Consider the following 23,744-nt stretch of genomic DNA (forward strand, 5'->3'; position numbering starts at 1 on the left):
TGCCAAAGCGGCACCCTCCGATGACGCCGCACACGGCGGCGTCCCCCACACAAAAACGACAAGCGGCCCGACCGGGAATCCCGGCCGGGCCGCTTTCATTCGCGCCGCAGGACAGGTCAGCGCATCTCGCGCCGCCGCTTCTCCCAGCCGACGAAGAACATGAACAGACTCGGAATGACGAACACCGTGAACACCGTGGACAGGGCAAGGCCACCGAGGATCACCGAGCCGAGGCCCCGGTAGAGTTCGGAACCCGGCCCCGGCGCAACAGCCAGCGGCAGCATGCCGAAGATGGACGTCATGGCGCTCATATAGATGGGGCGCAACCGCGTACGCACGGATTCCACCACCGCGTCCAGCGCCTCCATCCCGCCCTCGCGCATGTTGTTCAGGCTCTGATGCACGATGAGGATGGCGTTATTCACCACCACACCGATGAGGATAACGAAGCCGAGCATGGTCACCACGTCCAGCGGCTGATAGGCCACCAACGCGTTCTCCAACCGCAGGCCAAGGAAGCCCCCGGCGGCGGCAAGCGGCACCGTGAACAGGATGACCAGCGGATACAGGAAATTCGAGAACAGCGAGGACATGAGCAGATAGATGATGACCACCGCCAGCACGAAGTTCCATTGCAGGGCCTGACGCGTCACCGTCAGCTTGTCCGCCGCGCCCGCGAGGCGCACGTCCACGCCCGCAAGTAGCCCGGTCTTGCCAATCTCTGGGATGATGCCGTCACGAAGCGTCTCCATGGCCTGCTCCAGCGGCAGGGTCTCCGGCGGCGTGACTTCGAGGGTCACGGTACGGCGGCGCTCCAGATGGCGAATTTCCGTAATGCCAAGCGTGCGTTCAAGGTCCATGAGCGACGACACCGGCACCAGCGCCCCGCCCGGCGTGGCCAGCTGGGCCGCAACGAGCGCCTCCGGCGTGGTGATGTCCTCCTCCGAGGCCTTGAGTACAAGGTCAATCTTCTTCTTTCCCTCCTCCTTGAACTCGCCGATCTTGCGGCCGTCCATGAGCACGTCAACGGCGGTGCCCACCTCGGCGGCGGTCATCTGCGCGGCGCGCACCCTGTCGCGCCGTGGCGTCAGCCGCACCTCGGGAAAGGTCAGTTCAAGGGACGGGTTGGGGCGAATCTGCGTGCCCGGAATGGCCTGACTGATAGCCCCGAAAAGCGCCCCGCCCGCAGCGGTGAGCTGCTCCAGACTGTCGCCGGACAGGTCGAGGTCGATGGCCCGCCCGCCGCCGAGGCGATCCTGAAAGATGCCCGCCTGAAGGCTCACGCCAAAGGTGCCGGGGATGGAATTGACGATGCGCGTCATTGGGCCGAGCAGTTCCCCGGCCCGCTGCTCGTGATGCGAGACCACGCCGAAGATGTTGAAGCTCGGCGCGCCGACGTAGAAGAGATTGTGGATGCCCGGTAGCCCCTCCCATTCCTTGTGGTCCAGAAGCGGCCCCACGCCCTCGAAGATGCGCCTACCCATGTCGTCCTTCTCCGAAACCGAAAGACCCGGCGGCGGAATGAGGATGTTGATCAGCAGATTCCTATTGCCCTGCGGCAGGTACTCCATCTTGGGCAGAAAGACCCACGCGGCGAGCACCGCGAACAGCGTGAGTGAGGTCACGGTGAGCGCGCGCGTCGTCCGGTTGGTCAGCGCGGCGCGGGTGAGCGCCATCATGAAGCCGGACACGGACGAGCCGAGAACGTCGAAGAACCGCCACAGCCTGCCGTGACGACTGATGCCGCCCCCCTCCCCCGCTCGCGCCCTGCGGCGTTCGGACAGGCCGAAGAGCTGGTGACAGAGCATGGGAATCACGGACACGGACACGAACAGCGAAATGCTCACCGCACAGGTCACGGCGATGGCGATGTCCTTGAACAGCTGCCCCGCTTCCTCCTCCATGAACACCACCGGCAGGAACACCGCCACAGTGGTCAACGTGGAGGCGAGCACCGCGCCCCACACCTCGCGGGTGCCGTCGTAGGCGGCGGCCAGCGGCGACTTGCCGAGCTGGCGTCGATGCCGGTCGATGTTCTCCAGCACCACGATGGCGTTATCCACCAGCATGCCCACGGCGAAGGAGATGCCCGCGAGGGATACCACGTTCAGGTTGCGCCCGAAGGCGGCCATGAAGATGAACGAACCGATGATGCTGATGGGTATGGCCACGGCCACGATGACCGTGGACGACAGACTGCGCAGGAATATCAGCAGCACGGCCACCGCGAGCATGCCGCCGATGAGGATGTTGCGCTTCACGAGGTCGATGGCACCGAGGATGTAGGGGCGCTGGTCGTAGGCCCAATCGAGGAACACGCCGTTGTCGCGCAGCTTCCCGGCGTTGAGGGTCTGCACGGTGTCCCACACCGCGTCGGTGAGGCGCAGCACGTTGGCCCCCGGCTCCGGCTTCACGCCAATGGATATGCCGGGTTTGCGGTTGTGCATGATGGACGCCACGCGCTTCTCGTAGCCGTAGGCGGCGTGGCCCACATCGCGCAGACGGATGCGCCGCTCGCCCGTGGAACTGACCACCATGTCCTCAATCTCTTCCGGCGTGTGGAACTCGCCGATGGAACGGATGCGGTACTCCCTGCGCCCAAGCTCCATGTTGCCGGCAGAAACGCTCACATTCTCGGCCGCGAGCACAGCCATGAGCCGCTCCACGGTCAACCCGTGGGCGGCGAGCTTCGCCGGGTCGATGACCACGTGCATCTCGCGCTCCGTGCCTCCGCCGACGAAGAGCTCGGCCACGCCCTCGACGCGTTCCAGATACTGGCGCACATCGTTCTCGAAGAAGGTGCGGTAGGTGTCGATGGGCGTCTCGTTCCCCGGCAGATTCTTGAGCATCATCCAGATGACGGGGTTGGCGGATTCGCCGGTGGCGCTGATGATGGGCTTGTCCGCCGTGAGCGGATAGGAGGGCACCTCGTTGAGCTTGTTGGACACACGCAACAGCGCATCGTCCACGTCGGTGCCGATACGGAAGGTCAGGGACAGGCGGCCCTGCCCGGTCAGGGAACGGCTTTCCATCTCCACGAGACCGACCACGCCCTTGAGCACCTTCTCCTGCTCCTCGATGATGTCGCGCTCGATCTCGTAGGGGGTCGCGCCGATCCAATCCGTGGTCACGGTGATCTCGGGTTCGGTCACCGTCGGCGTGAGCTGATAGGGCATTCCAGACAGGCCGATGAGGCCGAACAGCACGACGAGGATGACGCCCACGAGAACGGTCACGGGCTTTCTGATGGAATACTGAATGAAGTCCATGCGTCTCTCCGAGTGCGCCCTTGCGGCGGATGAACGGAAGGGGCGCGCCCGCCGAGGCGAAGCGCGCACGAAGAAGCGGCTAGCGGGGAACCACGGTCACACTCTGGCCCGGACGAAGGCGCTCGTTGCCCTTGATCACGATATCCATGCCCTCGGCCAGCCCCTCGCCGCTCACGGCGGCCTCGAGGCCGAAATACTCGGTGACGGTCACCGGCACCGGCCGCGCCGCGCCATCGGCCACGGCGAAGAGCATCTGCCCCTGCGCGGAGCCGAGCACGGCATCGCGCGGAACCACGACGGAACGTACGGGAGCGGCCACCGGCAAGCGAACCTCGGCCTCCATGCCCTGCGCGAGCCCCTCGGGATGCTCCACGCGCACCTTCACGGGGAAGGTCCGCGTGGCCACGTCGCCCTCGGGAATGATGGCGATGACGCGCCCGACATGGTCGCGCCCAGCGACACGCACGGGAACCTCGATCCCCACGCGCAGGTGGGCCAGCGTGGCCGCGGGCACGTTGACGCGCACGTCCACGGCGTCGTCCCGGGCAAGCACGGCCACCACGACACCGGGCGCGAGCCATTCCCCGCGATCCACGCGGCGCGAGAGCACCACACCGGAATACGGTGCGGCAACGGCGGCCTTGGCAAGCTCGATGTCCATGCGCGCCACATCGGCCGCAAGGGCGTCGGCACGACGCTCAAGCTCCACGACCCGGTAACGGGAGTTGTCGTAATCCTGTTCGGAGATGGACCTGCTTTCAAACAGGCTGGAAAGGCGGGCGAATTCGAGGCGTTCCCGTTCGAGGGCCGCACGGGATTCGGCCAGCGCCGCGCGGGATGCGGCGAGGCTCTTTTCGAGCAGGCTCGTGTCGGTTTCCACGAGCAGCTCCCCGCGGCGCACGCGCGCGCCGTCCTCGACGCGCACGCGAACAACGCGGCCGCCAACTTCGGCAGCCACGTCGGACACCTCGGGAAAATACACCGTCCCCAGATATGCCGCCCGTGGGACGACATCTCTGGACACGGCCTTGACCACCACGACCTTCGCCGGAGGCGGGCCTTGGCGATCCGTGCCCTCCTGCGCAAGGGCAGGAGGGGCAAAAAGCAGAACGAGGGCGGATACCACTGGGAGCATCAGACGCAGCATGGAGACCTCCAGCCGCCCTCTCGGCGGCACCTAGCTGGCGGTTTCGCGCATGTCGAGGATATGGTTGCACAGCGTATTGAGCATGCGCACCAGTTCCTCCTGCTCCTGCGAACTCAGGCAGGAAAATGCCTTCGTGGCCAGATCCATGACGAAGGGCATGATTTCGCCCCGCAGTTCACGGCCGCGCGGCGTGAGATAGATCTTGTAGGTCCGACGGTCGGACGGATCCTTCTCGCGGTAGACAATGCCTTTCCCCTCAAGCACGTCTATCATGCGCGTGATGTTCGCGGTATCCTTGAAGGACAGTTCGGCGAGCTCCTTCTGCGAGCGGCCTTCCTGCTCCCACAGGTGACACAGCAAAGCCCACTGCTCGCTGGTCACGTCGATACCGGCTTCACGAAGATATCGTCTCAATTCGAACTTGATGGCCTTGCCCGTGCGAGCGATAACATAGCCAGGATAATTAGACAGAAAGTATTTTTCTTCAATAAGCATAGTGCAACATCCCCTCTAGTGAGTGCTCACCCACTATCCCCGCAACGCTTGTGTGTCAATGGTTTTCAGGCGCGGACAGTGGTCCCCGCGCACGAATCGGTTTCCCCCCATCCATATTTGCGATATATTTCCCAATGTGGGGGCCGTCCGGCACGGGGCGAAGCGCAACTTCGTGCGACAGGCGAGCCTTATAGCAAATGATGATTGCGACAACAACTGTTTCATTACTCAATCATTTGCCTTTGATCGACGGGCACATGCAGCGCACGCCCCGGAGGACGACATGTCCATGTCCGACCACAGCGTCTCCGTCATCATCCCCGTGCGGGACAATCCGACCGAAACGGCCGAATGCCTCGACGCGCTTCGCGCCACCGCCGCCGACGCGGCCATGGACGTCATCGTCGTGGACAACGGCTCGCGCGAGGACAACGTCCGCGCCTGCCGCGAACGGCTCGTGACGCTGTTTCCCGGCTCATCCACCTTCGTCGCCCTCGGGCGCAACGCGAACTTCGGCCCGGCCTGCAACATCGGCGCGAAGAACGCCCGCTCGGACCTGCTGTTCTTCCTCAACAACGACACCATTCCCGAGGACGGGTGGCTCGCCCCGCTCATCGGCGCCTTCGATCATGACAACGGCGTGGGCGCGGTGGGGCCACTGCTTCTCTACCCCGGCACGCGCACGGTGCAGCACCTCGGCATCGCCATCCATCCGGGCGGCGGGCCGGAGCACCTCTACTCGCACATTCCGGGCGACCATCCGCTATGTCAGGTCCGTCGCCCGCTTCAGGCCCTCACCGCCGCCGCGCTCATGATCCCGCGCGCCCTGTTCGAAGACATCGGCGGCTTCCACGAGGAATACCGCAATGGTTTCGAGGATATGGAGCTGTGCTGCCGCATCCGCCAGCGCGGGCTGAACCTGCGCGTGATGCCCGGTAGCGTGATCCTGCATATCGGCGGGCGCACCGAAGGACGATTCGACAACGAACTGCACAACGGCATGCTCCTCGCCAACCGCTGCGACGACTGCTTCCGGCCGGACTTCCACACCCTCATCGCCCGCGACGGCTTCGAGATGCGCCTCACCTCCGCGCTGGACCCCTACCCGGCGCTTCCCGCCACGCGCAGCACGGAACTCATGCGCGAATACGGAGAAAGCTCCATGTCCGCCCTGCTGGACGTACTACAACGAAAAATATTCTGGGAAGAAGGCTACGAACTGGCCATAGGGCGGCTGGAATCCAGCGGAGACCTCGACGCGGCACTCTGCGTGCGCCTCACGCAGCTTCTGTTCATGCCCCACGGCAAAAACGCCTCGGCGCTGGCCGAACTGGCCACGCGCCTCGGCCAGACGGACATCGCGCAGGCCGCCGCCGCCACACGCGACGAAATAGCGGCCCGCGAGGCCGACGCGACAGCCCTGCGCCAGACGGCGCGCGCCCTGTCCACGCTCTACGAACGAATGGAGGACCAGCGCAACGCCGCGCTCTACGCGAACTGGATCACCGCAAACCTCGGTTGTGCCACCGCATCGGCACCCTGACGCCCCTCACACCCGGCTCCCCTCGGCACGGGCCTTACGCCCGCTCTCCCGCCACGCCCGTCGTCCGCAATGGACCTCGACCGTCCCTCCCCCTCTTGACATCCCACCGCACAGACTTAGCTTTCTGCCAAATTTTCCGACAATCGAGGAGGACATCATGGCCACCAATTCTACGCATACGTTCAAAGCCGAGATCACCCAGCTTCTCGACATCATCACCAACTCCATCTACACAAATCGCGACATCTTCCTGCGCGAACTCGTCTCCAACGCGTCTGACGCCATGGACAAAGTCCGCTTCCTGTCCGCCAGCGGAACGGAGCTCGCCGACGCCGAAGCCGAACTGCGCATCGACATCACCTGCGACAAGGACGCCCACGTCATCACCGTCGCCGACACCGGCATCGGCATGACCAGCGAGGAGCTGGTGGAAAACATCGGCACCATCGCCCATTCCGGCTCCGCCACCTTCATGGCCGAGGCCGCCAAGAACGGCACCAAGGCCGACTCCATCATCGGCCGCTTCGGCGTGGGCTTCTACTCCGTATTCATGGTCGCCCGCGAGGTGAGCATCACCACCCGCTCCGGCCAGCCCGGAGCCACCCCCGTGGTCTGGACCTCCACCGGCACCGGCAGCTACACCATCGCCGAGGCCGAGGGCGACAACCCGCGCGGCACCACCATCCGCATCACCCTCAAGGACGAGGCCACCGAGTTCGCCGATCCCGAGCGCCTGCGCTCCATCATCCGCGAGCACTCGAACTTCGTGTCGTTCCCCATCTTCGTGGACGGCGAACGGGTCAACACCCAGCCCGCCCTGTGGCGCGAACCCAAGTTCCAGATCACCAAGGAACAGTACGACGACTTCTACACGTTCCTGACCTACGACTCCAAGGCCCCGCAGGACACCCTGCACATCGCCGTGGACGCGCCCGTGCAGTTCAACGCGCTGCTCTTCGTCCCGGACATGACCTCCGGAAACTTCTTCAACGATCCGGAGAAATACGGCCTCGACCTCTACGTGCGCCGCGTGCTCATCGCCCGCCGCCACAAGGATCTCATCCCGCAGTACCTCGGCTTCATGCGCGGCGTGGTGGACACCGAGGACCTGCCCCTCAACATCTCCCGCGAGACGCTTCAGGAGAATCTGCTCATCGGGAAGATCCGCAGCACCGTCACCAAGCAGGTGCTCGCGCGGCTGACCAAGCTGGCGCAGGACGACGCCGATGCCTACGCCAACTTCTGGCGCAACCATCACAAGGTCTTCAAGCTCGGCTACGGCGACTACGCCAACCGCGACGCCTTCGCGGACCTGCTGCGCTTCAACTCCTCCGCAGACGCGGACGCCGAGGGCCTGACCTCGCTTGCCGACTACGTCTCGCGCATGAAGGACGGCCAGAAGGACATCTACTTCATCTCCGGCACCAGCCGCGAGGCCATCCGCCTGAACCCCCACGGCGAAATCTTCCGCCGCAAGGGCATTGAGGTGCTCTACCTCTACGAGCCCATCGACGAGTTCATCCTCGACGCCCTGCGCCAGTACAAGGACCACGACCTCGTGGCCGCCGAGCAGGCCGACATGGCCGCCCTCGACGCCTTCGCCGATGCGGAGGACACCGCCGCCGCGCCCGAGGCCCTCGGTGCCGACGACGAGAGGACCTTCGAGGACATGATCGCCACCATGAAGTCCATCCTCGGCGAACGGGTGGAGGATGTGCGCATCTCCCGCCGCCTCAAGGACAGCCCGGCCTGCCTCGTCAGCCCCGACGGCGGCATGAGCTCCCAGATGCAGAAGATGCTCCAGATCATGTCCAAGGACACCACGCCCCCGGTGAAGATCCTCGAAATCAACCGCGACCACGCCATGGCCAGAAATCTGCTGCGCATCTTCAAGAAGGACCGCGACGACGCCTTCTTCCGCTCCGCCACCGAGCACATCCTCGAATCCGCCCTGCTTCAGGAGGGCTACCTCGACGATCCCCACGCGCTGGTGGCGCGCATGAACGAGCTGCTGGAGAAGTCCAGCGGCTGGTACGCCGAAATCCGGCACGTCTAGCCAGCACCGCGAACCACGCATCCATCACGGGGCACCCGTCGCACACGGCGACGGGTACCCCGTTTCCTTTCCCCCGCCCCGCCCCACGACGACCGCGACATTTTCCCAACGCATTGACACCACATCGAAATGTCACGTATTTTCCCATACTGAACCGAAAGACCAGACCCGCGGCCCGCCCCAGACAGCGCGCCGCGGCCTTCCCGACCTCACCGAACACCGGGGAATCCATGCGAAAGGCCCTTCTGCTCGGCCTGCTGGGCGGCATGAACATCGTCGTACTCTTCGCCGCGCAGTGGCTGGTGGTCACCACCCTCGGCGCGGGACGCGAGGCGGACGCGTTCTTCGCGAGCCTCGTGGTGCCGCAGCTCATCATCGGCGTGGTCAGCGGTGCGCTGATTCCGGTGCTCGTCCCGGTGCTGGCCGTGCGCGAGGGCGACGACTTCTCCCGCACCGCGTGGAGCGTCTTCCTGTACGGCGCTCTGGCCTTTGCGGCGCTGTGCGCTGTCTTTGCCCTCTCAGCCCCGCTGTGGACTGCGCTCATCGTGCCCGGCTTCGACGCCGAAGCGCGCGCCCTCACCGTGGCGCTGGCTCCGCCGCAGTTCGCGGCCACCTTCCTCGCCGCGCTGACGTGGATGACCATGAGCATGAACCACGCCCGCCAGCGCTTCTATCGCGTGGAGCTGGCAGGCCTGCTGGCGGGCACGCTGATGCTGTCTCTCATGGCGTGGGTGCTGCCGCATCACGGCGTGGTGCCCGCCGCATGGACCATGACCGTAAAACCGCTGGTCCACACCCTGCTCCTCGCCCACGTCCTCGGTCCCTACCGCCGTCCCCAACGCTCCGACGAGGGGCTTGCCACCGCCATTTTGCGCATGCGCCCGCTCATCCTCGGCAACGCCTACTACAAGTCCGGAACCTGCGTGGACCGCATTCTGGCCTCCATGGCCCCGGCGGGCGACATGTCGCTCCTGCACATGGGCACGCAGATATACAGCGCGGGGCAGATCGTTCTGGACAAGGGCATCTCCGCCCCGGCGCTTCCCGCGCTGGCCCACGCCGCCGAAGCGCACCGGGAAGACGACTTCCGGCGCATCGGGGGACGCCGCTTCGCCGCCGCGACGGGTGTGGCCCTCGGCTGTTTCGCGCTCCTCGCCCTTGCGGGCCGGCCACTGCTGGACCTGACCTTCGGCTATCGCCAGTTCACGTCCGATGACACGCTACGGCTATGGGTGCTGCTCATGGCCCTTGGCGGCGTGTGGCTCGGCGGCGCTGCGGGGCAGATTCTCGCCAACTGCTTCTACGCACGGGGGGATTCCACAACGCCCACCCGCATCGGCGTCTTCGGCTTCACCATCGGCCTCGGGGCCAAGGTCGCCGGATTCCTCATCGCGGGGGTGACGGGAATCGCCATCGGCACAAGCCTGTACTATCTTCTCAACGCCGCGCTCCTCGCATGGTTCCTGCGCCGAACGCTCCACGCGGCGGACACACTCACCACTCGGGGGTTCCATGAGGCACCACATGTCTGAACCGTCCGCACCCATCTTCACCGAAGCGCCCTGCCCGCTGGGCTGCACCAGCGGGGACACGGTCCTGCTCACGGGGCGCGACCGCTCGCACGGCATGCCCGACACGTTTCGCGTGCTGCGCTGCAACACCTGCGGTGTGGCCCGCACCTCGCCGCGCCCCACGCCCGAGGCCATGCCCCTGTTCTATCCCGACGACTACAGTCCTTACGAGGGAACGCGGATGGACGACACGGCCATCGCGCGCAAGATGGCTCCATGGCGCAGGGCGCTGCGCTCCGTCTTCCGCTTCGACACGCAGGCCGTGCCCCCGTGCCAACCGGGCCGTCTGCTCGACGTGGGCTGCGCATCCGGCGCATACATTCAGTTCATGGCCGCGCAGGGCTGGGACGTAGCGGGCATCGAACCCTCGCCCAGCGCCTCGGCCCATGCGCGAAGCCAGGGGCTAAACGTGCACACGGGAACCCCGCAGGACGCCCCGGCACCGGACACGCCCTACGATCTCGTCACGGCGTGGATGGTGGTGGAACACCTCTTCGACCCCGTCGGCACCCTGCGCCTGCTGCACGGCTGGACGCGCCCCGGCGGATGGCTGGCCATCTCCGTGCCGGACATCTCCGCCCTCGAATTCAAAATCTTCGGCGAAACGTGGTATCCACTGCAGGATCCCACCCATCTCCTCCACTTCACCCCGGAGTCCATCGCCCGCCTGCTTGCGGCAGCGGGATGGACCACCACCCGCGTCATCCACCAACGCACCCTCGCCAATCTGCTGGGCAGCATGGGCAATGCGCTGCTGGACACTCCGCGCACCAGCGCCCTCGGCCGTCTCCTGCTGCGCAGGACGGAAACCCCCGGCATCCTCAACCACGCTCTGTATCCGCTGGCCGCGCTGGCCGCCGCCTGCGGACAGACCGGACGAATGACCGTATGGGCGCGCAGGGACGAACGGACGTGACCCATCCGCTGGTCACGATCATGATCCCCACCCGCAACCAGCGGGAACTGGTGGGCGACGCCGTCCGAAGCGCCCTCGCGCAGGACTATCCGAATCTTGAGGTCGTGGTCTCGGACGACGCCTCCACAGATGGAACCGCGCAAGCCCTCGCCCCCCTCGCGGACGCCCCGCGCCTTCGCCTCTTCGTCAACGAGACCAATCTGGGCCGCGTGGGCAACTATCGCCACACACTGACCGAACGCGCCAACGGCGAATGGGTGCTGAATCTCGACGGCGACGACCGGCTCACCGCGCCGGACTTCATCTCCCACGCGGTGGCCGCCGCGCGGACCGCGCAGGACGTAATGCTCGTCTGCGGCCGTCACGCGGAGCTTTTCCCCGATGGCTCCCGCAGGATTCCGCCGGTCAACGCATCCGCACCGCCGCTCATGAGCGGACGGGACTTCCTGCTGGTCCTGCCGGACCAGCGCGTCAACGTGCTTCACCTCGCCACCCTCTACCGACGCGAAACGGCCCTCGCCATCGGCTTCTACGGCATGGACGTTCTGAGTAGCGACTGGGAATCCCTCTACCGCCTCGCCCTCGAAGGCTCCGTGGCCTTCATCCCGGACATCGCGGGGGACTGGCGCAGGCATCCGGGCAGCGCGGGACTTGGCGCGCCCCTCGCCCAGCGCATCGCCAACCTCGGCATCTTCGATTCCGTGGCCGATGCGGCCCTGCGCCGACGCGTCCTCACAAGCGAGGAGGCCAACGGCTGGCGCAGGCGCATGCTCGCCATCGAAGCGCGCGGCATCCTGCATACGGAATGCGCCCGAGGCGGCCCCGCAGCACTGGTCCGGGCCATCGCCCAGTTCCATGCGCACGGACGCGGCGGGGCGGCCATGGGTGCTCTGCTGTCCCTCGCCTCGCCCACAACGTGGCTCAAACGCCGTGCCAGGCGCAGGCAGATGGAGGAGGTCCGCTGACATGTGCGGCATCGCCGGATTCCTCGCCTTCCACCCCGTGGACGCGGCCAGCGCCGAGGCCGTGGCCGGTGCCATGGCCGACAGCCTCGCCCATCGCGGACCGGACGACCGGGGCGTCTGGGTCGATGCCGCGTCCGGCGTGGGCCTCGGGCACCGCAGACTGTCCATCCTCGACCTCTCGCCCGCCGGGCACCAGCCCATGCGCTCGCGCTGCGGGCGCTACGTGGTGGTCTACAACGGCGAAATCTACAACCACCTCGCCCTGCGCCGCGAGCTGGCACCGCTCGGGCACAGCTTTTCCGGTGGCTCCGACACGCAGACCATGCTCGCTGCCTTCACCCAGTGGGGCATCCGCGACACGCTGCCCCGCCTACGCGGCATGTTCGCCATGGCCGTCTGGGACACCCACGAACGCACCCTGACCCTCGTGCGCGACAGACTCGGCATCAAGCCGCTCTATCACGGCCAGTGCGGAGGTACCTTCATCTTCGGCTCCGAACTCAAGGCCCTTCGCGCGCACCCGGACTTCGCCGCTGGCGTGGACCGCGACGCGCTGGTGCGCTACCTGCGCCTCGGCTACATTCCAGCCCCACTGTCCATCCACGAAGGCGTGCGCAAGCTCGCGCCGGGCACCATGCTCACCGTGAACGCCGCCACGGGCCGCAGCGAAACGCACGCCTACTGGAGCGTGGACGAGGTCTGGGAACGCGGCGCACACACGCCCTTCGCAGGTTCTGCCGAGGACGCCGCCCGGATGCTTGAGGATCTCGCCACCGACGCGGTGCGCTGCCGCCTCATCTCGGACGTCCCCCTCGGAGCCTTCCTTTCCGGCGGAATCGATTCATCCACAGTGGTCGCCCTCATGTGCCGCGCCGCGCCGGATCGGGTGCGCACCTTCTCCATCGGCTTCCCGGAATCGGGCTTCGACGAATCGGACCACGCCGCGCGCGTGGCCGCACACCTCGGCACGCGGCATACGTCCTTCCGCCTCGGCCCCGCAGACCTGCTGGCCGCCGTGCCCGACATCCCGCGCCATTTCGACGAACCCTTCGGCGATGCCTCGCAGATTCCGACGCTGCTCCTGTGCCGCCTCGCACGGGAGCACGTCACGGTGTGCCTGTCCGGCGACGGCGGCGACGAATTGTTCTCGGGCTACACGCGCTACGGCGAGACGGCCCGCGCATGGGCGGCCCTCTCGCGCATCCCGCGTTCCCTGCGAAGCGCCTGTGCCCACGCCCTCGCCGCCCTGCCGGGCGCCATCCACGCACACCTCGGCCGCCGGGGTAAGGCCATCGCATGGCGGGCCGACGCCATCGCCGCCCCAGACATGGCCAGCGTCTACGACCGGTTCCTCGCGCACCATCCGCGCCCGCACGAGCTGGTTCCCGGTGCGTCCCCGCCGCTCGTGCCACCCCTCGCCCCCGGCGACCCATGGCACGCCATGAGCCGCCGCGACCTCGGCGACTACCTGCCCGACGACATCCTAACCAAGGTGGACCGAGCGAGCATGGCCGTGGGCCTCGAAGCCCGCGTGCCGCTGCTCGATCATCATCTCGTCGAGTTCGCGGCCACGCTCCCCACGCACCTCAAGCGCGACGGACAGTGCACAAAGCGCCCACTGCGCGACGTGCTGGGCCGCCACGTGCCACCGGAGTTGACCGAGCGGCCCAAGATGGGCTTCACCGTCCCCGTGGAGCACTGGCTGTCCGCAGAACTGCGCGACTGGTGCGCGGACATGCTCGCGCAGGACGCCGTGCGCGCCGCAGGCCTGCTGGACCCGCCCGCCGTCACCCGCATCCGCGACGCCTACCTTGCCGGACAGACCTCGTGGCACTCGTGCATTTGGGATATGCTGATGCTCCAGGCGTGGCACGACGCGGCCCGCGCGCCGTCCGCCGCGCAACCGGCGGACAAATCCGATGAAATTTGACCTGCGTCACTTCCCTCCCGGGGAATTCGGACTTATACTCTCGGATATGAAAACGCCCGGGAGAAATGCACCTCTCGGGCGATACGCTGCCAGGAGACACGCTCATGTGGGAATATACCGACAAGGTTAAGGAATATTTTCTGGAGCCGAAGAACGTCGGCTCCATCGACGACGCCAACGCCGTGGGCGAAGTGGGAAGCCTCGCCTGCGGTGACGCGCTGAAGCTGTTCCTCAAGATCGAAGACGGCGTCATCACCGACGCCAAGTTCCAGACCTTCGGCTGCGCCAGCGCCATCGCCTCCAGCTCCGCCCTCACCGAACTGCTCAAGGGCAAGACCATCGACGAGGCGCAAAAGATCACCAACAAGGACATCGCCGACTTCCTCGGCGGTCTGCCCAAGGAAAAGATGCACTGCTCCGTCATGGGTCAGGAGGCCCTCGAAGCGGCCATCAAGAACTACTATGGCGAGAAGGTCGAAAAGGTCGAGCTTGAGGGCGAACTCGTCTGCCACTGCTTCGGCGTGACCGACGAACTCATCCGCCGCGCCATCCGCGAGAACGACCTGAAGACCGTTGAGGACGTGACCAACTTCACCAAGGCCGGCGGCGGCTGCGGCGACTGCGTCCCCCGCATTCAGGAACTCCTCGACGAGGTGCGCGGACAGGCGCACACCGAGGCACCGGCGGAGAAGAAGCCCCTGACCAACATCCAGCGCATGCAACTGGTGATGCAGGTCATCGACGAGGAAATCCGCCCCAGCCTGCGCAAGGACAAGGGCGACATCGAGCTCGTGGACATCACGGGCACCGTGGTGCAGGTGGCCCTGCGCGGCGCGTGCACCAACTGTCCGGCAAGCCAGCTCACCCTCACCGACTTCGTGCAGAAGACCCTGCGCGAGCTGGTCGATCCCGACATCGTGGTGAAGGAGGTCTCCGCATGAGCCAGCGCACCGTCTACCTCGACAATAACGCCACCACGCAGGTCGCCCCGGAAGTTCTGGAAGAGATGCTTCCCTTCTTCTCGGAGCTTTACGGCAACCCGTCCTCCATGCACGCCTTCGGCGGTCAGGTCGGCCACAGCATCGACGAGGCCCGCGCCCGCGTGGCGGCGGGGCTCGGCTGCGAGCCCGGCGAAATCCTCTTCAACGCCTGCGGCACCGAGGGCGACAACACCGCCATCCACTCCGCCCTGTCCGCACAGCCGGACAAGCGGCACATCATCACCACCCGCGTGGAGCACCCCGCCGTGCTCACCGTGGCCCAGAAGCTGGAAAAACGCGGTTATGACGTGACCTACCTCGGCGTGGACGAGCACGGCCGCCTCGACCTCGACGAACTGCGCGACAGCCTGCGCGACGACACGGCCCTCGTGTCCGTCATGTACGCCAACAACGAAGTGGGCAACGTCTATCCCTTGCCGGAGATCGCTCAAATCGTTAAGGAACGCGGTGCGCTCCTGCATACGGACGCCGTGCAGGCCGTGGGTAAGATTTCCATCGACCTCGCGAAACTGCCCGTGGATTTCCTCGCCCTGTCCGGGCACAAGCTACACGCGCCCAAGGGCGTGGGAGCGCTGTTCGTGCGGCGCGGCACGCGTTTTCGGCCCTTCCTCCTGGGTGGGCATCAGGAGCGCGGACGCCGGGCGGGCACGGAGAACACCGCGGGCATCGTGGCCCTCGGCAAGGCCATGGAACTGGCCACCTCGCACATCGAGGAGGAGAACACCCGCGTGAAGGCACTGCGAGACAGGCTGGAAAAGGGCCTCATGAGCGCCATCCCGGATACGCGCCTCAACGGCGACCCGGAACACCGGCTGCCCAACACGGCCAATATCTCCTTCAAGTATGTAGAGGGTGAGGCCATCCTGCTGCTCATGGACCGGCTGGGCATCTGCGCAAGCTCCGGCTCGGCCTGCACGTCGGGCAGTCTGGAACCTTCGCACGTACTGCGGGCCATGGGCGTGCCCTTTACCTTCGCCCACGGCTCCATCCGCTTCTCCCTGTCCCGCTACAACACGGACGCGGATGTGGACCTCGTGCTGGCGGAAATGCCCGCCATCATCAAACGGCTGCGGGAGATCAGCCCCTTCAGGAACGGCGACGGTCCGGAACTGCCGCCCTGCACCTGTTAGACAAGGAACGGCAATGAACATCGCGGACGACATCACCCGCCTCGTGGGCGGCACCCCGCTGGTGTACCTGAACAAGGTCACCGAGGGCGCACCCGCACGCGTTGCGGCGAAGCTCGAATTCTTCAACCCCTGCGGTTCCGTGAAGGACCGCGTGGGCGTGAACCTCATCCTCGACGCCGAAAGTCGGGGACTTCTCGCCCCCGGCGCGACGGTGGTGGAACCCACCAGCGGCAACACCGGCATCGGTCTGGCCTGCATGTGCGCCGTGCGCGGCTACAGGCTCATCCTGACCATGCCGGAGAGCATGAGCATCGAACGCCGCACCCTGCTTGCCGGATTTGGCGCGCAGATCGTGCTGACCCCGGCTGCTGAGGGCATGTCCGGCTCCATCGAGCGGGCGCGGCAGATCGTGGCGGAAACTCCCGGTGCGTTCATGCCGCTGCAGTTCGACAATCCGGCCAACCCGGCCATCCACGAATGCACCACCGGCAGCGAAATCTGGGACGACACCGACGGCGAGGTGGACATCTTCATCTCCGCAGTCGGCACCGGCGGCACACTCACCGGCACGGCGCGCGCCCTCAAGGCCAAAAAACCCGAAGTGCGCGTGGTGGCTGTGGAACCCGCCGACTCTCCCGTCATCTCCGGCGGCAAACCCGGCCCGCACGGCATTCAGGGCATCGGCGCCGGATTCATCCCCAAAAACCTCGACACGAGCCTCGTTGACGAGGCCTTCCCCGTCGCCACCGAGGACGCGCTGGCCATGGCCCGCCGCCTCATGCGCGAGGAAGGCATCATGTGCGGCATCTCGGCCGGAGCGGCGGTGCACGCCGCCGTGGAGATGGCCCGCCGCCCAGAAAACGCGGGCAAGCTCGTCGTGGTCATCATCCCCGATACCGGAGAACGGTATCTGAGCACCGCACTGTTCGCCGACGCGCGCGGACAGTCCTGAGGAGTAACCGCAATATGGGCTTCATGGACGACGTCATCGACCAACTGTGCGCACCGGGTTCCTACGAATCAGTGTACCACAGCCCCAAGCGCCACGCCCCCATGCCCTCGGTGGAGATTCTCACCGAGATCGTAAGCAGGCTGCGCGCCGTGCTGTTCCCCGGCTACTTCGGACATTCCGAGGTGGAGCCGGAGAACATGCGCTACCACATCGGCACCAACCTCGACAAAATCCGCCGTCTGCTCACTGAGCAGATCAACCGCGGGCACTGTTTCGTGTGCGCCCTTGAGGACCTCGACTGTACCCGCTGCGAGGAAGAGGCCGAGCGGACCTGCCGCAGGTTCATCGAAGCCCTGCCCGAACTGCGTCGCCTGCTGGCTACGGACGTCATGGCCGCCTACGAGGGCGACCCCGCCGCCGTCGGCCCCGGGGAAACCATCTTCTGCTACCCCAGCATCCACGCAGTGACCAACTACCGCATCGCCCACGCGCTCCAGAGCCTCGGCGTACGGCTCATTCCGCGCATCATCACGGAAATGGCCCACTCCGCCACGGGTATCGACATCCACCCCGGAGCGCACATCGGCGAGCACTTCTTCATCGACCACGGCACAGGCACCGTCATCGGCGAGACCTGCGTCATCGGCCGCAACGTGCGCCTGTATCAGGGCGTGACGCTCGGCGCGAAGAGCTTCCCCAAGGACGAGGACGGCGTGCTCATCAAGGGCATCGCCCGCCACCCCATCGTGGAGGACGACGTCATCGTCTACTCCGGGGCGACCATCCTCGGCCGCGTCACCATCGGCAAGGGCGCGGTCATCGGCGGCAACGTGTGGCTCACCCGCGACGTGCCCGCAGGCACCCGCGTACTCCAGACGCCCGCCGATCAGGAATAGCTCGGCGCGGCTCACGGCGCACGGCACCCATCCCGCACGCCCCATCCACATGAATAAGAACGGGGACCGGACGCTTACGCATCCGGTCCCCGTTTTCTTTTCTGTACATCGCCCGTTCAGAGCGGATCACACATCGAGGGGGCTCGCCAACATCACCCGGTTTCGCCCGGCTTCCTTGGCCGCGTAGAGTGCTGCGTCGGAGGTGGCGATGAGCGCATCCACGCTGGAGGCATGGGCCGGATATTCGCTCACGCCGAGGGAAATGGTCACGTTCAGCTTCTGATCGCCATGGCGGATCTTCATGCGATTCTCCACCGCCGAGCGAATCTCCTCGGCACGGCGCTCCGCATTGCCAGCCGTCGCCCCAGGCAGGATGAGCATGAACTCCTCGCCCCCGAAGCGGCAGGCGATGTCCTCGGCGCGGCTCAGGGTGCGCAGGGTCTCGCCGAGCCTGCGCAACACCTCGTCGCCCAGTTCGTGCCCGTAGGTATCGTTGAAGCGCTTGAAATGGTCCACGTCGAGCAGGATAACGCTCAGACTGTGTCCATGACGCTCGCTTCGGCTGAACTCCCGCACGAGGGATTCCTCCATGTGACGCCGATTGTACAGGCCCGTCAGCGGATCGCGGATAGACTGCTCGCGCAGGGACTCGCGCAGGCGCAGGTTGGACAGGGTGAGCGCCACATGCTCGGCCACAACCACGAGGTGCTGCTCGGCAGTCACGGCGTAGCGTTGCAGGCGTTCCTGATCCATGGTCTGGGTATCGGGCGGGAACAATGCGCTCAAAAGCCCAGTGACCTTGCCATGGGCGATGAGCGGCACGCAGATGGCACCCGTGGTCGGCTCCGGCTGGAAATGCTGACAGGGCGGCCCCTCGCCGGGCCGCGCCACGATGTGTGTCTGCCCGCGCCGCAAAGCCCAGCACGATTCCCGCGTGAACAGCGACCGTCCGCAGAAGCCCTCGCCCCACGAGGCCACGCATTCAAGCAGCCCCGTCTCGTCGTTATGGATATTGAGCATGCCCGAGGTTCCGGGCAACAGGCTCGCCGCGTTGGAGGCCACGATAGAGAAAATCTCGTTCTCGCTACGGCAGGCCTGAAGGAAATCGACCATGGTGTTGATGCGCACGGTGGCGCGGTTGCGCCGTTCGAGGCGCTCGACCACAGTGTTGAGATCGTCGTTGGTCCGCGCGAGTTCGGCGTAGGCCGCGGTACGCTCGCCGTTGGCGCGGGCCACGATCCACGCTCCAGCGGACACGAGCAGAAGCAGCATGCCGTAGCCGAACAGGTAGGACCGATTCTGAGCGGACAGCAGCCCGGCCAGCACGGATTCCGGCACATGGGACACGAGCACCCACCGCACCGTGCGTCCCGGCAGCCCACGCGCCCCGGCCGTCTCGACGCGAAACATCCGCTGGGCCTCATGCCCGGCAACCGCCACCGGGTCGATGGTGTCGAAGCTGTACAGGCCTGCGGCATCCCGGAACTGCCCCGTCCCATCGACGCCAATGCGCGACCATACCTCGGGGTTCTCCACGGCCATGGTCAGGCTCTTGCCGTCCTCACGCATGAATCCCCATTCCTGCTCCGGATTGGGACCAAGCATCCAATAGCCATCCTCGTCGAGCATCATGATCTGCCCCGGCGAGTTGACGTGTCGCACGCGTAATTCGTCGAACAGCCGTCCGCCGTTGAACGCAATGAGTACTCGCCCAACGGGCTTTCCGGAGCGGGCGAAAACCGGCGCGATAAGCCGCAGCCGTGGCTGGAGCGGCACCCGCGCCTCGCCACGCGCGCTACCCAGATCGAATCGCGACACGAGCAACTCGCCACGCCCGAGGTCGCGCGCATGCAGATAATCCTCCCGCACAAAGCGCTCCATGCCGTCGCTCGCGCCAATGCTTCGCACGCCCCCCCGATCCGCCCACACGCCAGCGATGGTCCGCCCCGCGTCGTCGATGAACCGAATCTCCCCGTACACGCCACGGGTGCGGGCAAAGCGGGCCAACGCCTCGCCAAGGCGTGTGGAATCGACATGCGTTTCGGGACTCAGACCATCCTCGGTCAACGCATACATACCGGACAGAAACAGCAGATCCGAGACGACCATTTGCAGATTGCGCTCCACGATGGCCTTCTCAGTGACAATGCGATTGCGCTCCATGTCGATGAGGGATTCGAGCGTACGCTGGGACTCCTTGAAGTACAGCATCAGCGCCACGGCGGATAGCGCCATGACGAGCGGCACGAATATCTTCACGAAATGCAGCCCCATGGCGGCCAGATTCCGCATCACGGCACCATTTTCCTTCGAAACGCTCTGTCCATTCGCCGCCATCGCATGCTCCGTATCGTTTCACCGCAAGCCGATTGTTTTCTCGAATCATGCAGAAAGCATCGGCCCATGACAACGCAAAGTCAATCCTTGCATTTTCCACCAACGAAAAGGATCGAAACATCACGTTTCAACCAACACGACGCGACCGTCACACCACCATGACAAAACGGACACCATTCTATTGCATTTTTTCAACAGCCATGACAACGTTCAATTGTCTGGAAAAAATAACTTCCAACACAATGATGCTGGCAACACTCGAATTCCACGGAGAACAGACATGACTATCCACTTCTACGACGCCAGTGAACTCCCCCGCGAAGACATCGAAGTCCGCTGTCCCACCTGCGGCCACACGGCCACTCACCCCTACCGGGAACGCAAGAGGTATTCGGACATCTGTCTCAAGTGCCAGCGGCGCTACAGCGTGCACATCTTCAATGGCGGCATGGTCGTCGTCGAATAGCGCATCGCCCAGATCAGGCCGCAGGATGTTGCCTTCCAAACGGAAGCGGGATATTGCTTTGCGGCCATGAACGCCCGCATTCTCAAAGCCAACATTCTGCTGCTCGTCACGGCCGCCATCTGGGGCTCGGGCTTCGTCGCCCAGCGCTCCGGCATGGACTACGTCGGTCCCATGACCTTCAACGCCGTGCGCTTCGCCATAGGTGCGCTGTCGCTCCTGCCACTTCTGATCTGGCACGACCGCAAGGGCATCCCTGCCGTCTCTCCGGGAGTGAAGCCAAACTTCATCTTCCTCGGCGCTCTGGCCGCAGGCACCGCCCTATTCTGCGCCGTGAGCCTCCAGCAGATCGGCATGATCCACACTCCCGCCGCCAAAGCGGGCTTCATCACCGGACTCTACGTGGTCATCGTGCCCTTCCTCGGCCTCGCCCTCGGGCAGCGGCCGGGAGTCGGCGGCTTCATCGGCACTGCCGCCGCAGCCGTAGGCCTGTACCTCGTCTCCGTCACCAAGGACTTCACCATCGCCCCCGGCGACACCTACGTCATCATCGGCGCGGTGCTCTGGGCCGGGCACATGCAGGTCCTCGGCTGGCTGTCCCCGAAGCTCGACGGCGTGCGCCTCGCCTTCGGCCAGTTCGCCGTGTGCTCCGTCCTGTGTACCGCAAGCGCCCTCGCCTTCGAGGACGTTACCCTCGCTGGCATCGCCGCGGGCTGGATTCCCATCGTGTACGGCGGCATCATGCCCGTGGGCGTGGCCTTCACGCTCCAGATCATCGCCCAGAAAGACGCCCCGCCCACCCACGCGGCCATCATCCTCAGCCTTGAAGCCGTGTTCGCTGCCTTCGGTGGCTGGCTCATCCTCGGCGAAACCCTGACCACTCGCGCCATGTTCGGCTGCGCCCTCATGCTCGCAGGCATGCTCGCCGCCCAGCTGTGGCCCGAGCGCCAGCCCGCAACAGCCGCGGCCCGCTCCTAGCGAACCGTCATCCTCCCCGGCGCACGCACCCGGCGTGCGCCCCGCAGCCGCTCGGCGGCCGCATTTCCCTTCGTACCACACCTCGCTTGCCCTACGCACCCCGTAGCCGCCCCTCGTCTTTCCGTCACCATCGCCCACGCTCCGCACCCACTGTTCCCGCACCCCATCCCTGACCATATTATCCACTTGAAATCATTATCCTTCGTCCCTTTCTCGCCAGTCCCCCTTGACGATGCGCCGCATCCGCATTATTGAACGGTTAAACATATGAACAACCATTCACATGATGAGGTTTCCATGAACGGCCACCGCGACACCTGCGATGCCACCTGCAAGCATCCCGACGCCATAGAGAAAGTCCGACGACACTCCCACGCCACCGAGCGCTTCTCCGAGCTTGCCGACCTGTTCAAGGTATTGGGCGACCCGACCCGCGTGCGCATCCTGCATGCGCTGTCGGTCACGGAGCTGTGCGTGTGCGACATCGCGGCGCTTCTGTGCATGACGTCGTCGGCCGTCTCCCACCAGTTGCGGCTGCTGCGGCAGGCAAAGCTGGTGCGCAACCGCAAGGACGGCAAGTCCGTCTACTACGCGCTAGACGACGACCATGTCCGCCTGCTCATGGATCAGGGCCTCGCGCATGTGCTGGAGGACCGCTCCGGGCGGACCGATTGATCACCACTTTCCAAAGGCGACACGCACCATGAACTTTCTCGAAACCTTCGCCGGGGAAACCTGGCTCATCCTGAACGAAGCCGCGCCGTACGTGCTGTTCGGCTTCGCCGTGGCCGCGCTGGTCAAGGCGCTGGTCCCGGACGACCTCGTGGCCCGACACCTCGGCCGCAACTCGTACCGTTCGGTGCTCAAGGCCTCCATCCTCGGCGTCCCGCTCCCGCTGTGCTCGTGCGGCGTCATCCCTGCGGCCGCGGGCTTGCGGCGGCAGGGCGCAAGCAAGGGCGCGACCACCGCCTTCCTCATCTCCACCCCCGAAACCGGCGCGGATTCCATCGCCGTGACGTGGGCGCTCCTCGACCCGGTGATGACCATCCTGCGCCCCCTCTCCGCCCTCATCACCGCCACCGCCGCAGGGCTCATCGTCAACGCGCTGCCCGACGAAAAGACCCCGGCCGAGCGCACGCTGCCCATGGCCCACTCCTGCGGATGCGGCGGAGCCTGCGCAACACCGGCGCATGCCGAAACCACTCGCCCGCCCCTGCCCCAGCGCATCAAAGACGGTTTCCGACACGCCTTCGGCGAAATGCTCGCCGACATCGGCGTGTGGCTGCTGGCGGGTACCGTGGCCGCAGCGCTCATCAGCGCGCTGGTTCCTGCGGGATTCATCGAGAATTCTCTCGGCGGCGAACTCGGTTCCCTCGTGGTCATGCTGGTGATTGGCGTGCCGCTCTACATCTGCGCCACGTCCTCCACGCCCATCGCGGCATCGCTGGCCCTCAAGGGCCTGTCCCCCGGCGCGGCCCTCGTGTTTCTGCTGGCCGGACCGGCCACGAACACCGCCACCATCGCCGTGGTCTCGCACATCCTCGGGCGCAAGGCCGTGGTGGCCTACATCGGCACCATCGCCGTCTGCTCGCTGGCGCTGGGCTGGCTGACCAACCGCCTCTACGCCGCCCTCGGCCTCGACATCGCCTCGTGGATTCACAAGGCGGGGACGGAATCCACCTCCGTCTTCTCCATTGTCTGTACGGTGCTCCTTCTCGCACTCATCGCCCGCAGCGTGATCATGGGCCGAAAGCACGGACACAACCACTCCCACTGACCATCCGACGCGCGGACGGGCCACCGTCCGCGCGTCATCCCAAGGCCAACGCGACGACACACCACAAAACACCGACGCCAGCACCACACGCATGAGCAACGCAACGCATGGCCCAATCTCCACATTTTGGCCTATACCGGGCATTTTTGCCGATGCACTTGACATTTCCACTTGCGGCAGTATTATTAGTCAACAGGAATGGTCCTGATGCGATACACGCCGACATGGCGCACCGCCAGCAGGAGGGTATGTGGGACAAGAGCCATTGCACCATAACGGGCGTATCGAGACGCCCCGCGAAACCCTGCCGCGCAAGAT

The 23,744-nt window shown here is 65.7% G+C and carries 18 protein-coding genes; 14 read left to right on the plus strand and 4 right to left on the minus strand.

Going from position 1 to position 23,744, the window contains the following annotated elements; genetic code table 11:
* Nucleotides 1–116 precede the first annotated feature (116 nt).
* The 3 genes from GGQ74_RS13015 to GGQ74_RS13025 all read right to left on the minus strand — a co-directional run bounded on the left by GGQ74_RS13015 (nt 117) and on the right by GGQ74_RS13025 (nt 4,911).
* Nucleotides 117–3,269, minus strand: a complete 3,153-nt coding sequence (locus GGQ74_RS13015; RefSeq protein WP_167942030.1) for an efflux RND transporter permease subunit — start codon at nt 3,267–3,269, stop codon at nt 117–119.
* A 79-nt stretch (nt 3,270–3,348) separates the two neighbouring features.
* A complete protein-coding gene (locus tag GGQ74_RS13020) occupies nt 3,349–4,416 on the minus strand; it encodes an efflux RND transporter periplasmic adaptor subunit (RefSeq protein WP_167942031.1) in 1,068 nt (355 codons plus the stop codon).
* 30 nt (nt 4,417–4,446) lie between these two features.
* The gene (locus GGQ74_RS13025; protein WP_167942032.1) at nt 4,447–4,911 is read right to left on the minus strand and encodes a MarR family winged helix-turn-helix transcriptional regulator; all 465 of its coding nucleotides are present in this window, start codon (nt 4,909–4,911) and stop codon (nt 4,447–4,449) included.
* A gap of 283 nt (nt 4,912–5,194) precedes the next feature.
* Here GGQ74_RS13025 and GGQ74_RS13030 point away from each other — a divergent pair, with 283 nt between their 5' ends.
* The 10 genes from GGQ74_RS13030 (at nt 5,195) to epsC (ending at nt 17,871) form a co-directional block, all read left to right on the plus strand.
* A complete protein-coding gene (locus GGQ74_RS13030) occupies nt 5,195–6,454 on the plus strand; it encodes a glycosyltransferase family 2 protein (protein ID WP_167942033.1) in 1,260 nt (419 codons plus the stop codon).
* A 157-nt stretch (nt 6,455–6,611) separates the two neighbouring features.
* Nucleotides 6,612–8,510, plus strand: a complete 1,899-nt coding sequence (gene htpG / locus GGQ74_RS13035) for a molecular chaperone HtpG (protein ID WP_209280202.1) — start codon at nt 6,612–6,614, stop codon at nt 8,508–8,510.
* 230 nt (nt 8,511–8,740) lie between these two features.
* Nucleotides 8,741–10,042, plus strand: coding sequence for a lipid II flippase MurJ (locus GGQ74_RS13040; RefSeq protein WP_167942034.1), 1,302 nt, complete (start codon nt 8,741–8,743; stop codon nt 10,040–10,042).
* Nucleotides 10,035–10,997: a class I SAM-dependent methyltransferase gene (locus GGQ74_RS13045; RefSeq protein ID WP_167942035.1), complete on the plus strand. Its 963-nt coding sequence runs from the start codon at nt 10,035–10,037 to the stop codon at nt 10,995–10,997. The genes GGQ74_RS13040 and GGQ74_RS13045 overlap by 8 nt, the downstream gene beginning before the upstream one ends.
* Entirely contained in the window at nt 10,994–11,962 is a 969-nt protein-coding gene (locus GGQ74_RS13050; protein ID WP_167942036.1) for a glycosyltransferase, read from the plus strand. Before GGQ74_RS13045 ends, GGQ74_RS13050 begins: the two co-directional genes overlap by 4 nt.
* Before the next feature lies 1 nt (nt 11,963).
* Complete coding sequence (asnB, locus tag GGQ74_RS13055) at nt 11,964–13,892, plus strand: asparagine synthase (glutamine-hydrolyzing) (protein ID WP_167942037.1); 1,929 nt, start codon at nt 11,964–11,966, stop codon at nt 13,890–13,892.
* Between the two features lie 104 nt (nt 13,893–13,996).
* Nucleotides 13,997–14,833, plus strand: coding sequence for a Fe-S cluster assembly protein NifU (gene nifU / locus GGQ74_RS13060; protein WP_167942038.1), 837 nt, complete (start codon nt 13,997–13,999; stop codon nt 14,831–14,833).
* On the plus strand, nt 14,830–16,023 hold the full coding sequence (gene nifS / locus GGQ74_RS13065) for a cysteine desulfurase NifS (protein ID WP_167942039.1): 1,194 nt from the start codon (nt 14,830–14,832) through the stop codon (nt 16,021–16,023). The genes nifU and nifS overlap by 4 nt, the downstream gene beginning before the upstream one ends.
* A 13-nt stretch (nt 16,024–16,036) precedes the next feature.
* A complete protein-coding gene (gene cysK, locus GGQ74_RS13070) occupies nt 16,037–16,975 on the plus strand; it encodes a cysteine synthase A (protein ID WP_167942040.1) in 939 nt (312 codons plus the stop codon).
* A gap of 14 nt (nt 16,976–16,989) precedes the next feature.
* The gene (gene epsC, locus GGQ74_RS13075) at nt 16,990–17,871 is read left to right on the plus strand and encodes a serine O-acetyltransferase EpsC (protein ID WP_167942041.1); all 882 of its coding nucleotides are present in this window, start codon (nt 16,990–16,992) and stop codon (nt 17,869–17,871) included.
* Nucleotides 17,872–17,997: 126 nt separating this feature from the next.
* Here the strand turns inward: epsC and GGQ74_RS13080 are convergent, their stop codons facing one another.
* On the minus strand, nt 17,998–20,163 hold the full coding sequence (locus tag GGQ74_RS13080; protein WP_245168309.1) for a sensor domain-containing diguanylate cyclase: 2,166 nt from the start codon (nt 20,161–20,163) through the stop codon (nt 17,998–18,000).
* A gap of 325 nt (nt 20,164–20,488) precedes the next feature.
* On the opposite strand from GGQ74_RS13080, the gene GGQ74_RS13085 reads away from it, so the two are divergent.
* From GGQ74_RS13085 to GGQ74_RS13100, 4 genes are all read left to right on the plus strand, one after another.
* Nucleotides 20,489–20,674, plus strand: coding sequence for a hypothetical protein (locus GGQ74_RS13085; protein WP_167942043.1), 186 nt, complete (start codon nt 20,489–20,491; stop codon nt 20,672–20,674).
* Between the two features lie 66 nt (nt 20,675–20,740).
* Nucleotides 20,741–21,649 (plus strand): DMT family transporter, encoded by a 909-nt coding sequence (locus GGQ74_RS13090; protein ID WP_167942044.1) that lies wholly within the window; start codon nt 20,741–20,743, stop codon nt 21,647–21,649.
* Nucleotides 21,650–21,946: 297 nt separating this feature from the next.
* A complete protein-coding gene (locus GGQ74_RS13095; RefSeq protein WP_167942045.1) occupies nt 21,947–22,324 on the plus strand; it encodes an ArsR/SmtB family transcription factor in 378 nt (125 codons plus the stop codon).
* Nucleotides 22,325–22,352: 28 nt separating this feature from the next.
* Nucleotides 22,353–23,426 (plus strand): SO_0444 family Cu/Zn efflux transporter, encoded by a 1,074-nt coding sequence (locus GGQ74_RS13100; RefSeq protein WP_167942046.1) that lies wholly within the window; start codon nt 22,353–22,355, stop codon nt 23,424–23,426.
* The last annotated feature ends 318 nt before the right edge of the window (nt 23,427–23,744 follow it).

This window comes from Desulfobaculum xiamenense, assembly GCF_011927665.1.
Lineage (GTDB): Bacteria > Desulfobacterota > Desulfovibrionia > Desulfovibrionales > Desulfovibrionaceae > Desulfobaculum > Desulfobaculum xiamenense.